The sequence below is a fragment of the Gabonibacter chumensis genome, from assembly GCF_024741215.1.
Taxonomy (GTDB): Bacteria; Bacteroidota; Bacteroidia; order Bacteroidales; family Marinifilaceae; genus Gabonibacter; species Gabonibacter massiliensis.
This window is the reverse complement of record NZ_JANSKB010000002.1, coordinates 502,376-519,377: the sequence shown is the minus strand read 5'-3', so window position 1 is coordinate 519,377 and position 17,002 is coordinate 502,376. Positions and strand designations below refer to the sequence as shown.

Genomic DNA, 17,002 nt, shown 5'->3' with positions numbered 1-17,002 from the left:
CATGAAAACAGTAGTTATAAATATAAAACAACTTGTTCAGGTTGAGAAAGAGCCGAGAACGAGAGTTGCAGGTGCGGATATGGCCCGATTGGGAATAATCAACGATGCTTATTTGTTGGTGGAAGACGGTTACATACAAGCTTTCGGTAAAATGAGCGAATTGGACCAGCACGCCGTATACGAAGGAGACGATACCATTCAGGAGATTGATGCTACCGGCCGTTTGGTTCTCCCCGCCTTTTGCGATTCACACACGCATATTGTATATGCAGGCAGCCGGGAGATCGAGTACATCGACAAGATCAAAGGGCTCTCTTATGAAGAAATTGCTCGAAGAGGAGGAGGAATTTTAAATTCTGCGGAACGTATTCGAAAAGCCAGTGAAGAGGAATTGTACGATTCGGCTTTCGAACGTCTCCAAGAGATTGCCATGTTAGGAACGGGAGCCGTTGAAATTAAAAGCGGTTACGGTCTTAGTACGGAAAGCGAACTAAAGATGCTGCGGGTAATCAAACGATTAAAAGAGGACACACCCCTGACCATAAAATCAACGTTTTTAGGAGCACATGCTGTTCCGACCGAATACAAAGGACGCCAGACGGAATACGTGGATTTGATTATCAACGAGATGATTCCGGCTGTTGCTTCCGAGGAGTTGGCCGACTATATCGATGTGTTCTGTGATAAAGGATTTTTTACGGTTGAAGATACGGATCGTATGTTGAATGCCGGAATGAAACACGGATTACGCGCGAAAATACATGCTAACGAACTGGATTACTCGGGTGGTATCCAGGTAGGGGTAAAATACAACGCACTTTCCGTCGATCATTTGGAATACGTAGGGGAAAAAGAGATCGAAGCATTGAAACACAGCGAGACGATGCCGACGGTATTACCGGGAGCGGCTTTCTTTTTGAATATGCCTTATTCTCCCGTGCGGGAAATGATCAACGCGGGGCTCCCCGTCGCATTGGCTTCCGACTATAATCCGGGCTCCTCTCCTTCCGGCAACATGAAATTCGTCATGTCTCTGGGATGCGTGAATTATAAAATGCTTCCGGAGGAGGTAATTAACGCCACGACAATTAATTCCGCGTATGCTATGGGAGTTGAAAACGAACTGGGAAGTATCGCCGTCGGCAAAAAAGCTAATTTCTATATCACAACACCCGTTAGCGGGATCGAATTTCTTCCGTATGCTTACGGGAGTAATCTGATCGAAGCCGTGTTTTTGAACGGAGAACAAATTTAATAACGGTATGCCTTATTCACATTATAAAAAAGTATGGATTCGCAAAGCCTATCGGATCCGTTATCCGTAGCCCATTGGCATTCTCGGATTACAATTTGTAAGCTTTTTTTAATAAATTAGAGTGTTAGAGACAGAATAAACATCAGTTGTTATAACAATATCGCAATAGAATATGAAAAAACTAATTGAATGCGTTCCCAATTTCAGCGAGGGAAACGATATGCATATTATTGATCAGATTACAGCAGAGATAAAAGCCGTGGAAGGAGTCAGCCTCATCGACGTAGACCCGGGAAAAGCGACTAATCGTACGGTTGTCACCTTGGTCGGTACTCCTGAAGAAGTTTGCGAAGCTGCTTTTCGTGCCGTAAAGAAGGCCTCCGAACTTATCGATATGAAGAAACACAAAGGAGCACATCCCCGTTTCGGTGCCACCGATGTTTGTCCGTTGGTTCCGGTAGCTAATATTACCATGGAAGAGACGGTCGAGTATGCTCGTAAATTGGCAAAACGTATCGGAGAAGAATTGAACATACCCGTATATTGTTACGAAAATGCAGCTTTCGTGCCGGAAAGAAAGAATTTGGCAACCTGCCGGGCTGGAGAATACGAAGCATTGGGAGAACGATTGAGCAGTGATCAATGGCATCCCGATTTCGGTCCCCGGGAATTAAACGAATGGACAGCTAAAACCGGAGCCACGGCCGTAGGAGCCCGAAACTTCTTGGTGGCTTACAATGTCAATTTGAACACAACTTCTACCCGTCGGGCAAACTCCATAGCCTTCGACGTACGTGAACGCGGGCGGGTTAAACGGGAAGGAAATCCCATCACGGGGAAAAAAGTGTTGGACGAAAAAGGGAAACCCGTTATGATTCCCGGAACGTTGAAATCGGTCAAAGCGATCGGTTGGTTTATAGAAGAATACGGTATTGCCCAGATCTCCATGAACTTGACAGATATATCGGTAACCTCCGTACACGAGGCATTCGACGAAGTTTGTCGTAAGGCCAATGACCGGGGAATAAGAGTAACTGGTTCCGAATTAGTCGGTGTCATTCCATTAAAGGCCATGTTGGATGCCGGACGTTATTTCTTACGGAAACAACAACGTTCTACCGGCGTTTCGGATAAAGAATTGATAAAGATCGCTGTCAAATCTTTGGGATTAGACGAACTTTATCCGTTTGAACCGCGGAAAAAAATCATCGAGTACATTTTAGAAGACGAAATGAATAACGGCAAGAAGCATTTGGTGGATATGACATTAGCCGAATTTGCCGATGAAACGGCTTCGGAATCTCCTGCTCCCGGGGGCGGTTCGATTTCCGCTTATATGGGCGCCTTGGGTTCCTCCTTGGCCACAATGGTGGCTAATCTCTCCTCTCATAAACGGGGTTGGGACGATCGTTGGGAAGAATTTAGCAATTGGGCAGAAAGAGGGAAAGCGTATCAGGAGGAATTAATCAAAATGGTTGACGAGGATACTAACGCTTTCAATCGTATTATGGATGCATTCGGCCTGCCTAAGAAGAGCGAAGAAGAAAAAGCAGCCCGTCATCGGGCGATTCAGGATGCAACCCGGTTTGCCACGGAAGTACCTTTCAAAACGATGATGTTATGTTATGAATGTATGGAAGTGGTGAAAGCCATGGCTGAAATCGGAAACCCGAATTCGGTAACCGATGCTGGAGTAGGAGCTTTGGCCGCCCGTTCCGGAGTAATCGGCGCATTCTTAAACGTGAAAATCAACGCCGCGGGATTAGACGATAAAGAGTACGCAAACGACATCATCAGCCGAGGAGAAAAAGTGGTTGAGATGGCAAAACAAATGGAAGGTGAAATTTTGGAAATTGTAAACTCCAAAATCTAATTTCGATAAAGGTTTTTACCGTATATAAAACGTCCACGTCTGAAAACCGACGTGGATGTTTTAATTTACAATCCATTTAATTTGTGATTCCGTGATTCAACGATTTTGTGATTTAAATTACTTAATCACCTAATCTTGAAATCTCTTAATCACAGAATCAATTAATCTATAGTAGGCTAAACGCACAAGTAACACCTGCCATCACGATAGCGACCATACTCATCAGCTTGATCAATATATTCAAACTCGGACCGGAAGTATCTTTAAACGGGTCTCCAACCGTATCACCGATGACCGTCGCCTTGTGATTATCGGATCCTTTACCTCCCAAATTTCCTTCTTCTACAAACTTTTTGGCATTATCCCAAGCCCCTCCCGAGTTAGCCATAAAGATAGCCAATACGAAACCGGCTCCCAATCCGCCCGCCAAAAGGCCGATGACTCCCGCGACACCGAAAATCAATCCCATAACAACCGGAACAATGATGGCCAACAAGGAAGGAAAAATCATTTCTTGTTGAGCTCCTTTCGTGGATATCTCGACGCACTTGGCATAATCGGGCTCTCCCTCTCCCGTCATGATTCCTTTGATTTCCCTGAATTGACGGCGGACTTCGTTCACCATCTTTTGGGCCGCTCTCCCCACGGCATTCATAGTTAACCCGCAGAATAAGAAAGCCATCATAGCACCGATAAATATACCTGCCAACACCTTCGGATTCATCAATGTCACATCGTAATAATACATGAAATCCGTCAAAGAGGCATCAGCCGTTTTAACGGTCTCGCTACCGATAGTCAATATCTCTTCTCCCATACGGAGCAACCCTATTTTAATCTCTTCGAGATAAGAGGCGATCAAAGCCAATCCGGTAAGAGCGGCAGAACCGATCGCAAACCCTTTTCCCGTGGCGGCCGTCGTATTCCCCAAAGCATCTAAGGCATCCGTACGATGACGAACCTCTTCTCCCAGATTACTCATTTCGGCATTTCCCCCGGCATTGTCCGCAATAGGACCGTATGCATCGGTCGCCAGCGTGATTCCTAAAGTAGAAAGCATTCCGACGGCTGCAATACCTATACCGTACAGGCCTACCGATACGTTTGAAAAATCAAATTCCGAAGCAAAAAGGAAAGAGAGAATAATACCCGCAACGATAGCGAGGACAGGAATCGCTGTAGAGATCATACCTGTTCCTATACCCTTGATGATTACCGTGGCAGGTCCTGTCTCCGAACTTTTAGCTATATTCCGCGTCGGTTTATAAGCATGTGACGTGTAATACTCGGTTGCCTTTCCGATGACTATTCCCGTGAGTAGTCCCACGATGACGGAACCGCATATCCAGTAACTTAAGCCCAACAGATGAAAAACTAAAAAACTGGAGGCTATAATTAAAACGGAACTGATATTAATACCCCGGTCCAAGGCCCTCAAAAGTTGTTGTTGTGAAGCCCCTTCTTTCGTTTTTACCATAAATATACCCAATAACGAAAGTACGACTCCGAAAGCGGCTATCAACATCGGGGCCAAAATAGCATTGAACTGTATATCGGGATCCAATCGATAGGCTGCGGCCCCCAATGCTGCCGTTGCCAGGATAGAACCGCAATAGGATTCATACAAATCGGCTCCCATACCAGCGACATCCCCCACGTTATCCCCCACGTTATCGGCTATTGTTGCCGGATTTCGAGGATCATCTTCCGGTATACCGGCCTCTACCTTTCCCACCAGATCCGCTCCGACATCGGCAGCTTTGGTAAAAATACCCCCTCCCACTCTCGCGAAAAGAGCTTGAGTCGAAGCTCCCATGCCGAAAGTGAGCATGGTCGTCGTAATCACGATCGCCTTTTCTGATGTCGTCGGTTCTTCAACGAAATAATCTAATAAAAGCCACCACAACGAGATATCCAACAGAGCCAATCCGACAACTACCAATCCCATCACGGCTCCTGAACGAAATGCTATTTTCAATCCGTCGTTTAAATTCCTGCGTGCCGCATTGGCCGTACGGGCAGACGCATAGGTAGCTGTTTTCATGCCTATATACCCGGCCAAACCGGAGAAGAAACCACCAGTCAAAAAGGCGAACCACACCCATTCGTTTTGTAAACCGGGTCCGTATGCCATCCAGGCAAATAGGATACACAACACTACAAATACAATACCGACTACTTTATATTGTTGACTTAAATAAGCCATAGCTCCTTTACGCACGTGTCCGGCAATACGTTTCATCGTATCCGTACCTTCGGATTCTTTCATCATATGACTAAAAAATATTCTTGCGAAAAGCAGCGCGATAATAGCACATACAGGTACTATCCAGAATAGATCGTTTAACATAGTTCTTATATTTGGCAGTTAATAATAAATACAAAAAACTCATCAAGCAGTAAACGAACCTGATGAGTAAAAGTAAACATAAATAACTGAAAATATCTATCTCTTTTCTGTTTTTTTTAAATTTTCTTCATTTCGGCATATAAATCATAGTCATCCGCACCTGTAACAATTACCTCGTAAAAACGACCGGGGTAAAGTTTTTCATCACTCGTGACAAAGATTTCCGGGTCCACCTCGGGGGAATCGTGTTCGGAACGTCCCACGTAAAATTCATCTTCCACCCGATCGATCAATACATTCAATTTTTGACCGATCAAACGGGTATTCAATTCGGCCGATATCCTTCTTTGCATCTCCATGATCTTTTCTGCCCTCCCGCGTTTTATATCTTCGGGAACATCATCCCGGTAATGTTTATCGCAGTAGGTATCCTCTTCATGAGAATAGGGAAATACCCCCAAACGCTCGAATCGCATCTCTTCCACAAATTCAAGCAACTCCCTAAAATCTTCTTCCGTCTCTCCCGGATGTCCCGTCATTAGTGTCGTACGAATAAATATCCCCGGGACCTCTCTTCTGATGCGGGTTATGAGATCCTTGGTCTGCTGTTTCGTCACCCCCCTTCGCATCAATTTCAACATGTGATCGCTACAATGTTGCAAAGCAATGTCCAAATAAGCACATACATTTTTCCGCTCCCGCATGACCGGTAACAACTCCATGGGAAATCCCGCCGGATAGGCATAATGCAGCTTGATCCATTCTATTCCCGGTATACCCGACAATCGATCGACTAATTCGGCCAAACGGTTCTTACCGTATTTATCGATTCCGTAATAAGTTATATCCTGTGCCAACACTAAAATCTCTTTCACTCCTTGCCGGGCCAAGTGTCCGGCTTCCTCCACGATCTCCTCGAAATCCCTCGACTTGTATTCGCCCGTCATAATGGGAATGGCGCAATAGGAGCATCCCCGATTACACCCTTCCGAGATCTTCAGGTAAGCATAATGTTTCGGGGTTGTCAGATGTCTTTCGTTTTTTATCCCTTCGTCGAAATCCTTTCCTAATGCCGTTAAAACTCCCTTCCAATCGAATTTCCCGAAATAACCGTCTACTTCCGGAATTTCACGGGCCAGTTCGGCACGATAGCGTTGTGACAAGCACCCCATCACGTATACCCGTTCGATAACACCTTCTTTTTTCCGTTCTATCTGCTCCAATATCGTATTGATCGACTCCTCTTTCGCATCTCCGATAAAGCCGCAAGTATTGATAACCACGATCCCGGCCTCCGAATGATCGCCATCAACCTCTACGCTATACCCGGAGGTCTCCAGTTGCTTCATCAATAACTCGGTGTCCACCAAGTTTTTCGAACACCCCAGGCTGATAATATTCACTTTTTTCATTCGTTCCAAATTTGGGCACAAAGGTAGTAAAATAGGAATTATCTTTCGTATCTTTGCATAATTATATAGAAAACATGGGAATGGAAAAAGAATTCAGGTGGTTGCCAACGACCCGAAAGGAAGTAGAACAACGGGGATGGAAAAGTATTGATGTCATTCTTTTCTCCGGAGATGCCTATGTGGATCACCCCTCATTCGGTGCTGCCGTTATCGGAAGGGTACTTGAATCCATGGGTTTAAACGTGGCTATCGTTCCGCAACCCAATTGGCAAGACGATTTAAGAGATTTTAAAAAATTGGGAAAACCCGATCTTTTTTTCGGGATCAGTCCCGGAAGCATGGATTCCATGGTTAACCATTACACGGCAGCCCGTAGAAAACGCTCGGACGATGCCTATACCCCCGGAGGACACAGCGGAGCCCGTCCCGACATGCCGACCATCGTCTACACCCGGATTCTGAAAGAGTTGTACCCCGATACTCCTGTTATTATCGGGGGAATAGAAGCCTCTCTACGCCGTTTCACTCATTACGATTATTGGAAAGACATGCTAAAGCCCCCTATCCTTTGGGACAGTCACGCGGATATGCTCGTATACGGTATGGGCGAAAAACCGATCATGGAAATTTGTCGGATGTTACGCCGGGGAGTTCCTTTTGCCAGTCTTACCAATATTCCACAGACCGCGGTTATCCGGGGGAAAAATGAAAAATACGCTACGAACAAAAAATGGGAGAGTATCACGTTGCACTCCCACGAAGCGTGTTTGCAAAGCAAACGATTGTTTGCCGCAAACTTCCGCCACATCGAGGAAGAATCCAATAGCATCCATGCGGCACGACTGATACAGCCTGTCGGAGAACAACAAGTGATCGTCAACCCTCCTTATCCTCCATTGACCACGGAGGAACTCGATGCGATATACGACTTGCCGTTTACCCGTTTGCCCCATCCGAAATACAAAGGTAAAGAGATCACTGCTTATAATATGATACGGCACTCCATAACCATGCACAGGGGATGTTTCGGGGGATGTGCTTTTTGTACGATTTCCGCCCATCAGGGCAAATTCATATCTTCCCGTTCGAAAACCTCTATCCTGCGGGAAGTCGAGCGAATATGCGAGATGCCGGACTTTAAAGGAACTATTTCAGATATGGGAGGTCCTTCGGCTAACATGTACGCGATGAAAGGAAAAGATAAGGGTCTTTGCGAACGTTGTAAACGCCCCTCCTGTCTTTTTCCTATCGTATGTAAAAACCTCGATACCGACCACTCCTCTTTGTTGGAGTTGTACGGTCATGTCCGAAAGCACCCCCGCGTGAAACACGCTTTTATCGGTTCCGGTATTCGTTACGACTTAGCAATGCATCGCACGGGCAATAAGGAGGTGGACAACATAAACCGAGATTATCTTGAAACCGTCATCAAGTATCATGTTTCCGGAAGGTTAAAGGTGGCTCCGGAACACTCCTCCGATCAGGTCCTGCATTTGATGCGGAAACCTTCGTTTCAACTTTTTCGAGAACTTACCCATCGCTTTAACGCCATAAATAAACGAGAACACCTCAACCAGCAGCTAATCCCCTATTTCATCTCATCCCACCCGGGATGCAGGCTGGAAGACATGGCGGAATTAGCTATCTCGACTAAAGAATTGAATTTTCACTTAGAACAGGTTCAAGACTTTACGCCGACTCCCATGACATTGGCCACGGATATCTACTATTCCGGAATTCATCCCTATTCCACGCGTGAAATTAAATCTGCCAAGAGTGAAAAAGAGAAAAAACAACAGAATATTTTTTTCTTCTGGTATAAAAAAGAATTTCGAAACGAGATCGCTAATCTCTTGAATAAAATACGTCGTCCGGACCTTTTAAAACGCCTCTATTCGAATAAAAGCCGATGAAATATTTATTTTTCCGTATCAAATCATTAACTTTGAAGTGAATATTAAAAAGACGGATATGCGATATACGCTTTGGGCTATTCTCGTATTATGCTTTGTATCCTGTGATCGTTATCAGGCGCAGGAAAATAACAAACGGGGCATGGATTACATCAACCGTAATCTATATGAAAAAGCATTGGAAGAATTTAACAACGCTATATCGCTTGCGCCCGATTTTTTACCGGCTTATTATAACAGAGCCATTGTTCAGGCTAACCTGAAACAGCCCGGGAAAGCGTTGGAAGATATGAATTACGTGATTGCCAATGATCCCACGAATGCCCTTGCATTCTATAACCGGGGAATTATACACGAGAACCTCGGAAAAGGCAAGGAAGCCATCCGTGATTACAGCCAAGCGATTAATTTAAAACCCGACCTCGCAAATGCATACCATTATCGGGGAATTGTCCGCTTTAAAATGAAAGACCTGGACGGGGCTCTTGTCGATTATGATAAAGCTCTCTCCCTGGGATTGCAATCGAGTGCCATTTATTTTAACAAAGGTGTTATCTATCATCAAAAGGATCGGTTAAGCGACGCCATCGAAAACTACTCCCGATCTATCCAAATAGATCCTTCCAATGCCAAAGCATATTATAACCGGGCCATTTCTAAACTGCGGGTAGATAATTACAAAGAGGCCTTACAGGATCTGGAAGTATCACAACACTTAGGTTACTCGAAAGCTTCGGAAGTAATTTCCCTCTACTATCCGGAAAAGAAAAAATAGATATCTTCTTCTCCTTTCTCAATATAAAATTGATCCGGGCATCCTGACTTCTACCGTTTCACGATTGACGGCAATGGAACTAAAAACGATTCGTATATCCGCCATAATCCGATAGCATGAATAGGAAAAGGTTGTTATCGAGACCTTTTCCTGCCGTCTAATTACGATTCAATAAATTTTTACCATATCCTGTTCCAAATACCGAAGAATCCCTATTTTTCAGAGGGAAAATCTACCGTGATTTTACTAAGCCAAAAGAATCTGACAAGGTAATTCGACCTTAAACGTGCTGCCTACTCCCTCCTGCGTATCTACCGAAATATATCCATTCATCTTTTCAACGATGGATTTGCATATGGTTAGTCCCAATCCTACACCCGGTACAAACATGTCTACCTTTTCAAAACGTTCGAATATTTTGTCTATTTTATCCCGAGGAATACCTCTTCCCGTATCGCTGACACTTAGTATTACTCCGCGATCGATAACCTCGTAAGCAATCTCGATATGTCCTCGCAGCGTATTTTTCAACGCGTTGGAGACAAGATTGTTCAAAATCTGTTTGATACGCATTTGATCGAGCTCTATCAGATAATGACGTTCGGGATACCGGGATAAGAGTTTCACATCAGTCGGCACGCTCTCCTTGTACTCCATCACGCACTCTTGAATCAGGCTCGACAGGTCGAACCAATTGGGATAAAGTTCCATGTTGCCGGCTTCTATCTTGGAAAAATCGATAATATCATCTATGATACCGAGTAATAGATTGTTATTATGGCGAATCAATGCATTGTATTGCTCTTTTTCGGCTTCATCCTCCGTGTAGGAGAGTAAGCCGGAAAACCCTACAATAGCGTTCAAAGGGGTCCGGATCTCATGACTTATCGTGGCAAGGAAGGCTGACTTCATCCGATCGGATTCTTCGGCCTTATCCCTCGCTTTGGTAAGCATCTCTTCCGTTTGTTTCAGTTCGGTAATATCGTAATTAATGGATATTAGCTCGATAATGCCGCGTTCCGGAGCGTAATTCTTCAACAAAAGATTAACGTAAGTCCACGTGTAACTTCCATCTTCCCGAAATACCCGTACTTCACGACTGAATTCCCGAGCGATACCTTTACCGGCTTTATTTACAAATTCGATCATAAAAGCCCGATCCTCCGGATGAACATGGCTGTATATTCCCACGATTTCACTTAAAGGCGTCCCGTTTTTTTCTCCGATATTCCGGTACCAGCTTTTAGGAGCATCCCCTTTTTTCGTAAGTAAATTATAATAGGCATAGCCGACTTTCGAATAGTCCCCCACTAATTCGAAAAGATTTTCAAACTCGTGGAGCTTATTATAAGCGATAGTAGTTTCCGTCCTGTCCGCGTTAATTAAAATATAGTTGATCGGATTCCGGTTTTCATCATATAAAGTCGTGACTTTCGTCATCAGGTCGATGGTCCCTTCTTTCCTTAACGAGTTATAATAGGTACCTATTTTCGAAAAATCATAACGGAAGGTAAAATCCGCATCTTCATTTCTCTGTAACTTCTCCTTCATCTCTTCGGGAAAAATAGGATTATCGAAGATATTGATTCCCAAAACATCCTCTTTCCGGGACAGACCGAACATATCCAACTCTTTATCATTCAGATCTATCAGCACCCCATCCCTATTGTATAACTCAATGCCGACCGGTAAATTTTTATAAATATTATACAGGATACGCTCTTTATGCTGTAATACCTGATAAGCTGACGCCATATCCGGGCCATCTTGAATTTCGGCAATACCGTAAACTATCGTTTTCCCGTTCTCATCCGTTTCTTGAAAACACACCTTGCTTCGGATCCACACATTTCCTTTAACGCTTTTAAGCAGATAAACAGCTTCAGGTATTTGCTGGATACCAAAAGAGTGAACAGTTGTAGACTGTTGTTCTTCGTTTACAATTCGTTTATTAAAATTCTCAAAACTGATAATGCCGTCTTCGCCTAACCCCAATAAAACAGAAATATATTCAGAGCAAATATAATTTTCACTCTCCAAATCCGCTTTCCACCATCCCATATTAGCGCTATTCATCAATTTTGAAAAAAATATAGAATCCGGTTGCTTGGTCATGATCGAATAATTTTATTGTCCTTCATTCGGTTCAGTTCCTTGGGTGTCTTTTTAACTCCAATAGCACAAAGACTTCAATACAACTGTTCCTTATTACGTCGACAAAAATAGAGAATAGCTCAAAGTTTTATTGTTAAAGAGTATTTTTTTTTAATTTCAAAGAACAGGTATTGTTACGAAAAATCACTAAAAAAAGTTACAAAAGAAAGCAGATAATCCATTAATCGATACTATTTTATAAAAATATAACTATTAACATTCATGACCTGCCTTTCCTTTACTGCAATAAAAAAAGGATGAACTTTGAGTTCATCCTTTTCCTTATAACTTATTCCATTTATTTGGTCAACGGAGCCATTGCCTCTTTTACGGCCTTCATTGCCTCTTTTACTTCCGGATTTTCCGGTGACAGACTGGATGCCTGTACCAAGTAATCCTGAGCTTTCTTAAAGCTGTTCAAAGCCTTTGTTTTTTCGGCATTGTATCGGTCTACTTCCGTTGTCGCATACTCGTGGGCTTTCTGAAGAATGGTCGCCCCGTTATTGAAATAAAGTGTTCCCAAACTTAAATAGCCGTTGGTTTTCATTCCCTTATTGACCATTTGGGTAATCTTCGCGTAACACTCGGCAGCTTGTTCCACTTTATTTTCTTTCTGGAATTTCTGTCCCTCTTTCAAATAATGAACGGCATACATTTTTTCCAATTTGGCTCCTGCCTGACCGGGATTGGCTTTCATCCCCTCTTCCAGAGTTTTCAACATTTCCGGAATCTTTTTCTGATCTTGCAAAGCGTTGGCTTTTCCAAGATAGGCAGAAGCCAATTTATACTTATTTTGAATAGACATCGTAAAATATTTATCCGCTGCCGCGTAGTCTTTAATTTTATCCGCACAGAAAGCCGTATTGAACACGATAGCGGGATCCTTGTATTCGACAGCCTTAAGGTATTGTTCGTACTTCGCAAACGCTTCCTTGTAATTTTTCGCTCTCAGGGCTGCATTCCCTTCGTTTTTCAATTTACCATTTTCATCTTGTGCAGAAACGGTTCCCATAAACAGACCGCATAAAACAAATAAAAGTAATTTTTTCATACCTATGGTTTTAGTATTAACATGAATATTCTTTAGTTATTGAGACTAAGATAGCATACTCTTAAGAAAAATCAAAAATAACTTAACTTATTTTTTATATAAATGAGATCATTTTACTTTATCTTACTGGAAAAGAAGAGAAAGAATTTTTTTCAATCCGACCTCGTCCTCCCGGTCAAAGGCATCATATTGATCACTATCCACATCCAAACAAGCAAAAATCTTTCCCTCCCGATCCCGTATGGGAATAACGATCTCACTCTTAGAAGTGGCATTGCACGCGATATGTCCCGGAAATCGGTTAACATCCCCCACGATAACCGTCTCCCCGGAACGGATGGCACTCCAGCAAACTCCACCCTCTTTTAACTTTTGACAAGCGACAGGTCCTTGGTAAGAACGTACGATCAGCTCCCCGTTTACCAAGGCATAAACACCCGTCCAGAAAAACAGTTGCATTTTATGATGTAATACGGCTTCCATGGTTGCCAAACGGGCCCAAATATCCCCCGTCGACCGGACGTAGGTTTTGATTTGCTCGTAAAGCCTGTCGTATTTAGCCAATTTCTTAGAAGTTTCCAATGCTTTATAAATTTAGTATACGAACTCATTTTATAAAACTCAGATTTACGATTGAGGTTAGATCGGATGTTTCTTACTCTTCAGCCGTAAATCTGAGAATAAACGGTCATCGGATTACTTGACAGACTGTAAAATATCCACCAAATGAGACCACCACATTTCCACAGTCTTTATATTGATCTTCTCGTCGGGAGAGTGTACACCCCTTAATGTCGGTCCGAATGAAACCATATCCATTCGCGGGTATTTTTCCAGGAATAAGCCACATTCCAAACCGGCATGGATAGAACGTACGACAGGTTCTTTCCCGAATAATTTCTTATAAGAATTTACCGCTACCTTCAGAATAGGAGAATCCGGATTGGGGGTCCATCCCGGATAACCCTCCCCGTGTTCCACCTTAGCTCCGACCATCTTAAACACGGCCTCTACCATGTTCGCAATGTTGTATTTCTCCGAATTCAAATCACTTCTCTGTGATGTCGTGATAAGAATCGTATTATTTTCAATGAACCGGACGGCTGCCAAATTGGTTGAAGTTTCCACCAATCCTGGCATACGATAACTCATGGAAAAGACTCCGTGAGGACAAGCATAGAGGGCGTTCAACAGATCGGCGTTACTCTTCGCGCTTAAAACGCACTCCGGAAGTTCCGTAGATTCCATCGTCAACCGTAATCCCGGTTCGGTAATATGCCATACATTTTCCATTTCAGCCGCGTAAACATTAAAATCGGCCCTTACCTGTTCTTTTTGGTTTCCGTCAAAGGTAATCACGGCTGTCGCCTCACGGGCGATCGCATTCCGAAGATTTCCCCCTTCCAAAGATGCGACCCTCACTCCGTATTTGGCATTCAAATCCCAAACGAAACGATTCAATATCTTAATGGCATTTCCCCTGCCCTTATTGATATCGTCTCCGGAATGACCGCCTTGCAATCCTTTTACTCGTATGTTAACGGCGAAAGCGTTTGAGGGAAGTTTTTCCGTTTCGTATCCCAAATGAATAACGGTATCGATACCCCCCGCACAACCGATAAATAACTCGCCTTCATCCTCCGAATCCAGATTCAACAATATATTTCCGCTGATGAATCCCGGTTTTAAGGCGAAAGCTCCTGTCAGTCCGGTCTCTTCATCCACCGTAAACAAACATTCGATCGGACCGTGTTGGATATCTTTGGAGGTTAAAATAGCCATACAGGCAGCCACTCCGATTCCATCATCCGCTCCTAAAGTAGTTCCCTTTGCTTTTACCCATTCTCCGTCTATATAAGGAACGATCGGATCTTTATCGAAATCGTGTACCGTATCTGAATTTTTCTCGCAAACCATGTCCATATGAGCTTGCAAAACGACGGTCGGTACTTTCTCTTTTCCCATGGTTGCCGGTTTACGGATCAACACGTTGCCGGCTTCGTCACGAAAAGTTTCCAACCCGTTCTTTTGTCCGAATTCCAACAAAAAAGCTATGATTTTTCCTTCCTTTTTAGAAGGTCTGGGGACCTGACATATTTCCTCGAAATAATTCCAAACCGCTTCCGGTTTTAATCCTTTAAAAATACCCATACTTATTTTTTTATGATTTATGATTTATAAATAGATTTAACGATTCTGTGATTCAATGATCTAATGATTTGGTGATTGGGAAATTAAAATATAATCACAGAATCACCTAATCCTATAATCACTTAATCCTTTTTATCTAAACCAGCCTATCGGTTATCTTTTTTAATACCCAGATCCCCGATTTAATCTCTTGAGGAGAGATCGTAAATGCAATATCCGTATGTAACTGCTCTTCGATCGCGCGTAAAGATTTTTCAGCCGCAATACCTTTATCCGTCAACACGACGAAGTTATTCCGTCTGTCCTCTTTTCCCATCTTCCGCTGGACGTAACCTCTTTTTTGAAGCGTATTCAACAATTTCGTCACGTTGTACTTATCCTTATGAAGTTTTTTAGAGATGGTTTGCTGATTCACGTTATCTCCTTCCCACAACACCTGCAAAAGTTCATATTGTTCCCGGCTGAGGTCAAAACCGGCATTCAGAAAACTCCGGTTTAAAATTTTCGTGTAACCTCTTTCCGATTCACTCAAAAGTGTCACTAATTCTTTCAGGTCAGTCATTGTCGTTGCATTTTATACTATGCACAAACTTAATTATTTTAATTGTAAATTGCAGTTTTTAGTTAAAAAAATTACCGACAATTTGTTGCTATAACCTCACTCCGTTCTCGTAATAGTTACATTTTTGCAAACAGGAGAAGTACACATCCGAATCCGCATACCCCGCTTCCCTCAGACGATCGTACAGAATTTGAGCTATTTTATCCTGTTGTTCCGGCGGACGTTCAAAATAGAGGACCTCTACGAACGCGTAAGGCTGAATCTTATCCGCTCCGGAGACAAAAGAGGAATTCATCACTTCCACTACGACCGTTTCTCTTGGACATCCTAACGTCTTGACGATCTCCGAAACCAACTGCTCTCCTACCCGCTCCAATCTCTTTTGCTCCACGGCGTGAAATCTTAAAAAAGGCATGGCATTAATTTTTATCGCTGATTTGTTTAAAAAACCATTCGGCTGTATCCCTGAGTTTCTTTGTTACCTCTTCCAAAGGCAATGGCATCTGACCTCCGGCCGCATTCTGGTGTCCTCCCCCGTTAAAATACTCTTTTGCCCAAAGGTTCACGGGTATATCTCCTTTCGACCTGAAAGAGAGTTTCACCTTCTCTTTTCTCTCCGTGATTTGTACGGATACCCGTATATGTTCTATGGAAAGGGGCACGTTTACCAAACCTTCCAGATCCCCATCCTTATAGTCGTAAAGTTCCAATTCCTGTAAGGTAATCGGGATAACGGCCAAAGGATATTTTTCGTCTATCGTCAGCTTGTTTAACAGACAATTTCCGGTCAAACGCAATCGGGATAACGTATTCCGTTGGTATAGCTGCTCGTGGACATATCCCTTGTCCAATCCAAGTTCCAATAAGTCCGCTATAACCCGGTAAGTCTGCGGACAGGAAGAGTTATGACTCAATCCTCCGGTATCTGTCGAAATCCCGCTGTAAATGGCGTTGGCCATATCCCGGTCCACCATCTCCCTCCCCCAAATCTTCAGGATCACCTGATACAATAATTCGCAAGTAGACGAAACGCTAATATCCGAAATACGGTAATCCACATCATCGGGTTCCGGATGGTGGTCAATCATTACCTTGTCCCCCCTGAATTCTCTCACCAAAGGTTCCAGATCCCCCTCCCGCTTTATCGTATTGTGATCCATCATAAAGATCAGATCGGCCTGACGAATCAAACGTCTACACTCTTGTGGACGATTTTGAAACGAAATAGCATCCGGTATTCTCTTCAACCATTTCAAATAATCCGGTATGTAATCACAAGTAATCAGACGACAATGCATACTTAACCGATCAAAAACCTGCCATAGAGCCGAACAGGAACCGACGGCATCTCCGTCCGGAGAAATATGCGGGATAATCACTATTTTCAATCTCTTATCGCTTAAACGCTCCTTTAATCTCTCTATTATGATGCTATTTGACTTCATATTTTTGTAACCTCCCGTTTTAAGAAGTTACAAAGATAAAAAATTTACCCTTTTACCGTTT

At 43.3% G+C, this 17,002-nt stretch carries 13 protein-coding genes; 4 read left to right on the top strand and 9 right to left on the bottom strand.

Features of this window, described 5'->3' with window-relative positions:
• Window position 1: 1 nt before the first annotated feature.
• Together hutI and ftcD are read left to right on the top strand one after the other, a co-directional pair.
• Window positions 2–1,255, top strand: a complete 1,254-nt coding sequence (hutI, locus tag NVS78_RS08870; RefSeq protein ID WP_286358877.1) for an imidazolonepropionase — start codon at window positions 2–4, stop codon at window positions 1,253–1,255.
• Window positions 1,256–1,427: 172 nt separating this feature from the next.
• The gene (ftcD, locus tag NVS78_RS08865) at window positions 1,428–3,128 is read left to right on the top strand and encodes a glutamate formimidoyltransferase (RefSeq protein ID WP_286358876.1); all 1,701 of its coding nucleotides are present in this window, start codon (window positions 1,428–1,430) and stop codon (window positions 3,126–3,128) included.
• A gap of 166 nt (window positions 3,129–3,294) precedes the next feature.
• On the opposite strand, the gene NVS78_RS08860 is transcribed toward ftcD, so the two are convergent.
• Window positions 3,295–5,478, bottom strand: a complete 2,184-nt coding sequence (locus tag NVS78_RS08860; RefSeq protein ID WP_286358875.1) for a sodium-translocating pyrophosphatase — start codon at window positions 5,476–5,478, stop codon at window positions 3,295–3,297.
• Between the two features lie 116 nt (window positions 5,479–5,594).
• A complete protein-coding gene (rimO, locus tag NVS78_RS08855; RefSeq protein WP_286358874.1) occupies window positions 5,595–6,890 on the bottom strand; it encodes a 30S ribosomal protein S12 methylthiotransferase RimO in 1,296 nt (431 codons plus the stop codon).
• A 74-nt stretch (window positions 6,891–6,964) separates the two neighbouring features.
• Between rimO and NVS78_RS08850 the strand changes: the two genes are divergently transcribed.
• A complete protein-coding gene (locus NVS78_RS08850) occupies window positions 6,965–8,803 on the top strand; it encodes a YgiQ family radical SAM protein (protein WP_434802128.1) in 1,839 nt (612 codons plus the stop codon).
• A 58-nt stretch (window positions 8,804–8,861) separates the two neighbouring features.
• Entirely contained in the window at window positions 8,862–9,578 is a 717-nt protein-coding gene (locus NVS78_RS08845) for a tetratricopeptide repeat protein (protein ID WP_286358872.1), read from the top strand.
• Between the two features lie 246 nt (window positions 9,579–9,824).
• Here NVS78_RS08845 and NVS78_RS08840 read toward each other — a convergent pair whose 3' ends face one another.
• The 7 genes from NVS78_RS08840 to NVS78_RS08810 form a co-directional block, all read right to left on the bottom strand.
• A complete protein-coding gene (locus tag NVS78_RS08840) occupies window positions 9,825–11,693 on the bottom strand; it encodes a PAS domain-containing sensor histidine kinase (RefSeq protein ID WP_286358871.1) in 1,869 nt (622 codons plus the stop codon).
• Window positions 11,694–12,030: 337 nt separating this feature from the next.
• On the bottom strand, window positions 12,031–12,783 hold the full coding sequence (locus NVS78_RS08835; protein WP_286358870.1) for a tetratricopeptide repeat protein: 753 nt from the start codon (window positions 12,781–12,783) through the stop codon (window positions 12,031–12,033).
• 123 nt (window positions 12,784–12,906) lie between these two features.
• A complete protein-coding gene (locus tag NVS78_RS08830) occupies window positions 12,907–13,365 on the bottom strand; it encodes a GAF domain-containing protein (protein ID WP_286358869.1) in 459 nt (152 codons plus the stop codon).
• 114 nt (window positions 13,366–13,479) lie between these two features.
• Window positions 13,480–14,934 carry an aminoacyl-histidine dipeptidase gene (locus NVS78_RS08825; RefSeq protein WP_286358868.1) on the bottom strand — a complete coding sequence of 485 codons (1,455 nt, stop codon included), beginning with the start codon at window positions 14,932–14,934 and terminating at the stop codon, window positions 13,480–13,482.
• A 136-nt stretch (window positions 14,935–15,070) separates the two neighbouring features.
• Entirely contained in the window at window positions 15,071–15,496 is a 426-nt protein-coding gene (locus NVS78_RS08820) for a MarR family winged helix-turn-helix transcriptional regulator (protein WP_041503669.1), read from the bottom strand.
• A gap of 88 nt (window positions 15,497–15,584) precedes the next feature.
• The gene (locus NVS78_RS08815; protein ID WP_286358867.1) at window positions 15,585–15,911 is read right to left on the bottom strand and encodes a DUF1904 domain-containing protein; all 327 of its coding nucleotides are present in this window, start codon (window positions 15,909–15,911) and stop codon (window positions 15,585–15,587) included.
• A 4-nt stretch (window positions 15,912–15,915) separates the two neighbouring features.
• Window positions 15,916–16,941 carry a DHH family phosphoesterase gene (locus NVS78_RS08810; RefSeq protein WP_286358866.1) on the bottom strand — a complete coding sequence of 342 codons (1,026 nt, stop codon included), beginning with the start codon at window positions 16,939–16,941 and terminating at the stop codon, window positions 15,916–15,918.
• Window positions 16,942–17,002 lie beyond the last annotated feature (61 nt).